The following is a 7,670-nucleotide window of genomic DNA, read 5'->3' as shown; positions in this document are numbered from 1 at the left end:
CGATGAGACAAGTTCGATAATGAGATCCCATTGTGAGCTTTGGTAGGAAATAGCGGGGGTAAACCCTGCTTTTTTGCATGCATCTTTTACATAGTCATGTAAGGTAAAGTCTTCTGAAAAAATGATAAACCTTTCATCCTTTAATTCATGTAAGGATACTGAATTTCTGCCCGCAAGCTTATGATCCTCCTGGATATACAAGACAAATTCATCTTGTATGAAGGGGTAAATATTAAATTTTTCCTCATTGGCTGGCAATACAACAATTCCAAGGTCTATTTCTCCATTTTCAATTAATGATCCAATAAGCTTGGCGCCGTGTTCGATCAATTCAAGCGAGACCTTTGGATATTGCTTGTTAAAATCGCTGGCGATTTTGGGGAAAAATAAGGTCCCAATTAGCGGAGGAATGCCGATTTTAATTTCACCTGAAGTAATCTCCCGTAGTTCATCTAAATGGACATTTAATTCGTTTAAAGTAGCGAGAACCTTTTGGCCGTGTTGAAAAACAATTTTTCCTGCATCGGTGAGGTGCAAATGTCTAGTTGAACGATCAAATAGTGTAACTTGCAGCTCTTCCTCTAATTTTTTGACTGCTTTACTTAAGGAAGGCTGTGTTAAGTAAGAATGGGCAGCCGCTTTCGTAAAGCTTTTATGCACAGCTACTTCAATAAAAGACTTTAAGTCTTGCAGTTCCATAGTTGCCTCCTATTTATTCTGATTGTTCATAATTTATATTCGATTTATTCATTTTACTTATAGAAATGATGGCTGTAAAGTATTAATTATATAGGTAATTTGTGAATTTTCAAAATAGTTAACAGTGAGTTAATTGCCTTTTGGCATTGGTGCAGGCGCGGCTAGAAATCTAGCGAAGATAGGTAAGGTTCGTCTCGGATTAGCCCGGTCAAGGAGCAATAGACATTATTGAAAAACTTAAAGGGGATGTGAAGCAATGAAAACCATTCTTACATCATTTACTGAAGCTGTAAAGGACATTAAAGATGGTGCAACCATAATGGTTGGGGGCTTTGGATTAGTCGGGATTCCAGAGAATTTAATTCTGGCATTAGTGCAAACAGGAGTAAAGGATCTTACAGTTATCTCCAATAACTGCGGCGTTGATGATTGGGGTCTTGGTTTACTTTTGAAAAATAAACAGATCAAAAAGATGGTTGGTTCATATGTCGGGGAGAACAAGGAGTTCGAACGGCAGGTGCTTTCCGGTGAAATTGAGGTAGAGCTTGTCCCACAAGGAACATTGGCTGAACGAATTCGAGCAGGCGGAGCAGGAATACCAGCTTTCTATACTCCGGCCGGGGTGGGAACACCTATTGCAGAAGGAAAAGAGGTCCGCGAGTTTGACGGGAAAGCTTACCTGCTTGAAAGAGGGATGACAGCAGACTTTTCCTTAGTTCGGGCTTCCATCGGGGATAAAATGGGCAATCTCGTGTATAACAAGACGGCCCGAAATTTCAACCCGATGATTGCTGCTGCTGGAAAAGTAACAATAGCTGAGGTGGAGAAATTAGTTGAAGTTGGGGAACTGGATCCCGATCAAATTCACACACCTAGTATTTATGTTCAAGCATTAATTGTTGGGAATCAAGAGAAAAAGATTGAGAGACTAACAGTACAAAAATAGAAGAGAGGAGTGAAGATTATGTCCAAAACATCAACGAGGGAAAAAATTGCGAGACGTGCTGAAAAAGAAATTGAAAGCGGTTTCTACGTGAATTTAGGAATTGGAATTCCAACGATGGTTGCCAATTATATCCCAGAAGGGAAGCAGGTCGTTTTACAATCGGAAAATGGGCTGCTAGGCATTGGGCCTTATCCAACGGAAGATCAGGTCGATCCTGATTTAATCAATGCCGGAAAAGAAACCGTTACGGCCATTAAAGGAGCTTCATACTTCACCAGCGCAGAATCATTTGCGATGATTCGCGGAGGCCATATTGATATTGCCATTCTTGGCGGAATGGAGGTTTCTGTGAAGGGTGACCTTGCCAATTGGATGATCCCTGGGAAAATGATTAAAGGGATGGGCGGTGCAATGGACCTCGTGCATGGTGCCAAAAAAATTATCGTCATAATGGACCATGTGAATAAAGATGGGCAGCCGAAGATATTAAATGAGTGTTCCTTACCGTTAACAGGTATGGGTGTTGTAAACCGTATTATTACGGACCGTGCCGTGATTGATGTAACTGAAAACGGCTTAAAATTAGTTGAAGTGGCAAAGGGCTATACCATTGATGATATTGTCGCCGTAACAGAGCCAAAGCTTGAAATAGCTGATGATGTTAAGCTAGAAGCATTTTAATGAAATGTAAAAAGGTGAAAGGGATAAACCCTTTCACCTTTTAGTTTTTGATCTGCCGGGAATGCCTTGTTTTTTTCCATAAATAGGGCTTCGCGCAACCTGTAGTAAGCAAAATAACGGAAGTACCCCCTATCACTCGTAAGATAAGAAATGAAATCAACATTGAGGTCCTCATTTAAAGCTGCCATATCTTTTTTCCCCCATTCTAATTTTTAGATAAATTAATTATACTGGGTAAAGAAAGGGTTCTTGAGATTAAGGGGGGAGACCATTTGAAAGTAGAATATTTAAATAGCGGGAGAATTGGAGATTTCATTTCTTATTGTAAGAAACATAAAATGGAGATAGATGATTCATATCTATATGATGAAGATTTAGCGAGTTTTGAAGTAAATGATGAAAATCCTACTTACATCATTTCAGATCAAACAGGTAAGATAGTAGCGGCTGCTTCTCTAATCATAGATGATTATCATAGAAGAGGAAAGAAGGCACGATTTAGAATTTTCCATTCGGAAATAGCGGATAGTGAATGTTACAGTTTGCTCATGCAGGCGATTAAAAAACATACAGAAGGATTAGATCAAGTCTTTGTATTTATCCCTTTGGAAAATGAGCCATTAATGAAGAGTATAGCTGGATTAGATTTTACAGTAGAAAGATATTCTTACCTGCTTGTCAGAGGAGATTTAGAGATTCCCCCTTTCGCTTTGCCGAGCAATTATGAAATAAGACCGTTTAGACCAGGCATGGATGAAGAAGTGTGGTGTGAAGTCAGAAATGCGGGGTTTGCTAAACTTCAGGGGAGTGAAACGCCCGTCACACCAGAAATGGTTACGAAAATGATTTCAGCCAGTGATTATATAGAAGATGGAATGAAAATATTGTATCATGGGGAAAAACCTATAGGTGTTGTCAGGGGATCTAAGGATGAGTATGAAGATTCTCCGATTATGAATATTGGACCACTTGCCATCCTGCCAGATTATCAAGGACAAGGTCTTGGCAGAAGTCTTTTAAGAGCGGCGCTGGATTTTGCTAAAAAGAAATCCTATAATAGGACGTTCCTATGCGTCAATGCTGAAAATGAACGGGCAAAAGCTTTATATGTTCAAGAGGGATTTGAACAGGTTCATGCCGTTGCATGTTATAAGTATAATTTGTTATAAATAACATAATACAATTGGGACCATGTTCCATAATAAACTGAAGGGATGATATGTAGATGGTTACACAAGTCGGTCAAATTATGTTATACGTTAATAATCAAGAGGAATCAGTGAAATTTTGGACAGAAAAGGTCGGATTTATCGTAGTTTCTGATCAAGATAATGGCCAGGGATTGAGATGGATTGAAATTGCTCCGTCACAGGGAGCGGAAACAAGTATTGTTCTTCACAATAAGGAGTTAATAGCCAAAATGCAGCCGGAATTAAATCTTGGCACTCCATCGTTAATGTTCTTCACGGAAAACCTGGATCAATTGTATAAAGATCTTTCTGATAAACATGTCACGGTAGGAGAAATTGTAAACATGCCTTCAGGCAGAGTATTTAACTTTGCTGATGATGAGAAAAATTACTTTGCCATCATGGAAAAAAAGTGACCGCTATTGAACTGCACCTCCAATTTTAGATATCGTGTCTAAAATTGGGGGTGCAGTTCTTTCATATATGGTCACTTTTTTTATTAAGAATAGAAACTGACCGCAGTAACTAGAAAAAATCATTGAGCTCAGAATCTGAATAGATCGATATTAGTACAACTGCTTTTCCATCTCCAATATTTTTCACAAAATGTGGGCAGCTGGCATTCCAACTGAAGGAGTCTCCCTCTTCTGCGATGATGGAGTCCTCGCCCTGCTCGGCAAGAACCTTACCCTCCAGTACTAAATGACTTTCCTCCCCTTCATGGGCATTTGCTTCCCCCATCGAAGCTCCAGGGGGAAATTCCACCAGCATCATTCTTAGACCGCCTTTGGATGTCACATGCTCTATTTTCAGATTGTTATAAGTAGAGTACATTCTTTCATTTTTCCTTACTACTCTCATATGCTGCTGTTTTTCTAGTAATAAGTAAGGTAAAGGTACCCCAAGAAAGCCTGCAATAGTTTGCAAAGTGCTTATGGATGGAGATGTATTATTATTTTCCACGTTGCTAATAAATCCTTTAGATAGTCCAGTGCCCTCACACATTTGAGCTATGGTAATTTTTTTTCTATTACGTATGGCACGTATCTTTGATCCAATTTCCAAATGAACCACCCTCTAATGTTTCCTAATAAAAAACATAATTCTATCTTAGCAAAAAAAATATTGACAATCTACTATAGGTATTGTTATCTTATAGACAATTAATATTCATATGGGAATACAAAAGCTTACTTAGTATTATTTTTTTATCTTTTAGTATTCTTATATGAATCTAATTTATCTATTTAGAAACNNCGATTTAAAACAAATTGTTGATTAGGTCTGATCAATAGAGGAAAGCTACTAGCAAATAAAAATAAATAGAATGGATGATGAGAAATGAATTCACCGATGGTTTATGAGCTTCGTCGGCCGAAAGAGGTTGCTCCTAATAAAACTTATCCTGCCCTTTTTGTGATGCATGGAATCGGAAGCAACGAGCAAAACATGCTGTCATTGGTAAATGGGTTAGAAGAGGAATTTTTTATTTTTAGTATTCGGGGTCATTTGGAGCATCCGCCTGGATTTGCTTTCTTTACGATTCAAGGCTATGGAAGACCGCATAGAGAGGTGTTTGATCAAGCGATTACTAACCTGACGAGTTTTATTGAGTATGCGTCTGATCAGTATCCTTTAGATTCAAGCCAGCTTTACTTAATGGGCTTTAGCCAGGGAGCAATCCTTTCGATGACACTCGGTTTGACATTAGGGGAGAGAATTAAGGGGATTATTGCCTTAAGCGGATATATTCCCGGATTCGTCAAAGAGGATTATAACGTAAAACCAGTGAATCATATGTCCCTATTTATTTCTCATGGAGAAATGGATCAAGTACTGCCATATGAGTGGGGAGTCGCAAATAAAGAGTATTTTCAAGCATTAGGTGCAAGTGTCACGTTTAAAACGTATCAAGAAGGACATACCGTATCTTTGCAAAACTTTCAGGATTACATGAAGTGGCTGCAGGATTCATTAAAGAAATAACAGATTACTCACAAAGGAGATGATATTATGCTTCCATCATATTTTATTGCTCATGGAGCGCCATTAATAGCCATTGAGACAAATGAGTATACTCAGTTTTTAAATGAATTAGGCAGCACATGGCCAAGACCAAAGGCGATTATTTTATTTTCAGCTCATTGGGAGTCAAGTGCTCAAAAAGTGAGCAATGTCGATCAATATAGCACAATCTATGATTTTGGCGGATTTTCTGAAGAATTGTTTCGCATTCAATATCCGGCAAAGGGAGATCAGGAGATTGCGAAGGAAATTCAAGAGTTATTTGAGAAACAGGGGATCTCTTATGAAGTTGATGCCAAGCGCGGTTTAGATCACGGAGCATGGGTAGTTCTGAGGTTACTGTACCCAAATGCCGACATTCCTGTCATCTCGATGTCCGTTAATCTGCGGCTTTCACCAGAGGAGCAGTATAAGATTGGGAAATCCTTAGCGGAGTTAAGGAAGAAGGATGTTTTAATCATCGGCAGTGGGGGAACGGTTCATAATCTAAGAGCGCTGAATTGGGCAGATAATGGAGAAGTAGATGATTGGGCATTAAATTTTGACGAGTGGCTGGCAAGTCATTTGAAAAATTGGGACCTAGCATCACTTTACAAGTATCAGTCATTAGCACCTGCCGCTAGTTTAGCAGTTCCGCCATATGGCAATGAGCATTTTGTGCCGATCTTCTACGCAATGGGTGCGGCAGATGATCAGAAAACAGCAAAACTATTACACCGCAGCTACCGATATGGAAATCTTAGTCATAGTGTTTGGCAATTTGGCTGAGATATATTTACGAAAAATCAACGGCAGTAAAATGTTTGCACTTGATCAATTGATGTTTAATAGGTCAGAAAATAATAGTCAAAATAGCAAAGCCGCTTAATACTGGATGGCGTTACTTCAAATGGAGGTAATGCCGTCTTTTTTAATAGAAGGAGGAAGCAAGATGCCGATTATTCAAATTACTCTGCTCGAGGGAAGAGAACCAGAAGCAGTTGAACAATGCATTCGCGATGTAGCCCGTACGGTTCATGAATCACTTGGTGCCCCTTTATCGACCATCCGTGTTTACGTAAACGAAGTTCCAAAAAATTATTATGCAGTCGGAGATCAATTAAAAAGCGAGATGTAGAATTGGGATAGGAGGATTCTTTTGATTAATTACAAACAGCTGGCTGAAATGCTAGTAAGTGCTGAAGAAAACAATTATGCAACTTCCTGTATTACCTCTCAACTCCCTGAGTTTAATTTATCTATGGGCTATCTTGTTCAAGACGAGCTAATCCAAATAAAGAAGAATCAGGGAAGTACCTTTTTTGCTTATAAAATGGGTATAACCAGTGAAGCAAAGATGAAGCAAATGAATATAGACCAGCCGATCTATGGGGCAGTGTTTGACTATATGAGAGTACATGACAAGGGGGAAATCTTCATAGAGGAATTCATTCATCCGAAAGTGGAGGCGGAAATTGCCTTTATACTTGGTGAAGATATTGAAGGGCCAGGGGTTACAGGAGCAGAAGTGATGGCCAAAACGAAGGGAATTCAGCCTGCTTTTGAGATCATTGATAGCCGGTATGAAAATTTTAAGTTTAAGCTGCCTGATGTAGTTGCAGATAATACATCTGCCTCTAGGGTTGTTATGGGAAATAAAGTTTTCGATCCTAAACAATTCGATCTTGAAAAGATTGGGGTTACACTATCTATAAATGGGGAAATAAAAGCTAGTGGGACAAGTGCGGACGTTTTAGGCAATCCAGCCAACTCTGTTGCGATGTTAGCCAATATGCTATTTTGCCAAGGAAAGGGCAAAATCCCGAAAGGCTCTATCATCTTCACTGGAGGAATCACAGAGGCGATCTTGTTAACGAAAGGCGATCATGTGACTTCAAAATTTGAGGGAATGAGTGAAATATCACTTTATATTCGTTAATCATGATTAAAGGCAAGGCTTAAGCCAAAATTTATACCCCACTAATAATGGAAAAAAACTAGATGCCGTAAACTGCTTGGCATCTAGTTTTATTTTAATTAGTCTTATTTCGTATAGTTATCAAAATATCCTTGGATAAAGATAATCGGTGTTCCTTTATCTCCGCTGCCTGAAGTTAAATCGGATAGAGAGCCAATCAGGTCAGTTAATT

At 39.0% G+C, this 7,670-nt stretch carries 12 protein-coding genes; 8 read left to right on the top strand and 4 right to left on the bottom strand.

Going from position 1 to position 7,670, the window contains the following annotated elements; genetic code table 11:
- The coding region (locus V7149_RS19865) for a LysR family transcriptional regulator (RefSeq protein WP_335347324.1) at positions 1–699 on the bottom strand (699 nt) is incomplete at its 3' end.
- A 256-nt stretch (positions 700–955) separates the two neighbouring features.
- Here V7149_RS19865 and V7149_RS19860 point away from each other — a divergent pair.
- Positions 956–1,645: a CoA transferase subunit A gene (locus V7149_RS19860; RefSeq protein WP_335347323.1), complete on the top strand. Its 690-nt coding sequence runs from the start codon at positions 956–958 to the stop codon at positions 1,643–1,645.
- 18 nt (positions 1,646–1,663) lie between these two features.
- Entirely contained in the window at positions 1,664–2,326 is a 663-nt protein-coding gene (locus tag V7149_RS19855) for a CoA transferase subunit B (RefSeq protein WP_335347322.1), read from the top strand.
- Here V7149_RS19855 and V7149_RS19850 read toward each other — a convergent pair.
- On the bottom strand, positions 2,323–2,514 hold the full coding sequence (locus V7149_RS19850) for a hypothetical protein (RefSeq protein ID WP_335347321.1): 192 nt from the start codon (positions 2,512–2,514) through the stop codon (positions 2,323–2,325). The two genes, V7149_RS19855 and V7149_RS19850, sit on opposite strands and share 4 nt — an antisense overlap.
- Positions 2,515–2,598: 84 nt before the next feature.
- Here V7149_RS19850 and V7149_RS19845 point away from each other — a divergent pair, with 84 nt between their 5' ends.
- Both V7149_RS19845 and V7149_RS19840 read left to right on the top strand, forming a co-directional pair.
- On the top strand, positions 2,599–3,495 hold the full coding sequence (locus V7149_RS19845) for a GNAT family N-acetyltransferase (RefSeq protein WP_335347320.1): 897 nt from the start codon (positions 2,599–2,601) through the stop codon (positions 3,493–3,495).
- Between the two features lie 56 nt (positions 3,496–3,551).
- Complete coding sequence (locus V7149_RS19840) at positions 3,552–3,932, top strand: VOC family protein (RefSeq protein ID WP_335347319.1); 381 nt, start codon at positions 3,552–3,554, stop codon at positions 3,930–3,932.
- Positions 3,933–4,041: 109 nt separating this feature from the next.
- Here V7149_RS19840 and V7149_RS19835 read toward each other — a convergent pair whose 3' ends face one another.
- Positions 4,042–4,581, bottom strand: coding sequence for a helix-turn-helix domain-containing protein (locus V7149_RS19835; RefSeq protein WP_335347318.1), 540 nt, complete (start codon positions 4,579–4,581; stop codon positions 4,042–4,044).
- Positions 4,582–4,857: 276 nt separating this feature from the next.
- Here V7149_RS19835 and V7149_RS19830 point away from each other — a divergent pair, with 276 nt between their 5' ends.
- The 4 genes from V7149_RS19830 to V7149_RS19815 all read left to right on the top strand — a co-directional run bounded on the left by V7149_RS19830 (position 4,858) and on the right by V7149_RS19815 (position 7,459).
- Positions 4,858–5,502 (top strand): alpha/beta hydrolase, encoded by a 645-nt coding sequence (locus V7149_RS19830; protein ID WP_335347317.1) that lies wholly within the window; start codon positions 4,858–4,860, stop codon positions 5,500–5,502.
- Between the two features lie 27 nt (positions 5,503–5,529).
- Positions 5,530–6,309 (top strand): DODA-type extradiol aromatic ring-opening family dioxygenase, encoded by a 780-nt coding sequence (locus V7149_RS19825; RefSeq protein ID WP_335347316.1) that lies wholly within the window; start codon positions 5,530–5,532, stop codon positions 6,307–6,309.
- 163 nt (positions 6,310–6,472) lie between these two features.
- A complete protein-coding gene (locus V7149_RS19820; protein ID WP_315666670.1) occupies positions 6,473–6,658 on the top strand; it encodes a 2-hydroxymuconate tautomerase in 186 nt (61 codons plus the stop codon).
- Between the two features lie 21 nt (positions 6,659–6,679).
- Entirely contained in the window at positions 6,680–7,459 is a 780-nt protein-coding gene (locus V7149_RS19815) for a 2-keto-4-pentenoate hydratase (protein ID WP_335347315.1), read from the top strand.
- Positions 7,460–7,563: 104 nt separating this feature from the next.
- Here V7149_RS19815 and V7149_RS19810 read toward each other — a convergent pair whose 3' ends face one another.
- Positions 7,564–7,656: a hypothetical protein gene (locus tag V7149_RS19810; protein ID WP_335347325.1), complete on the bottom strand. Its 93-nt coding sequence runs from the start codon at positions 7,654–7,656 to the stop codon at positions 7,564–7,566.
- Positions 7,657–7,670: the final 14 nt, after the last annotated feature.

This window comes from Bacillus sp. JJ1503 (assembly GCF_036965125.1).
GTDB lineage: Bacteria > Bacillota > Bacilli > Bacillales > Cytobacillaceae > Cytobacillus.
Note: the sequence above shows the minus strand (reverse complement) of the source record. Positions and strands in the feature narration are given on the sequence as shown.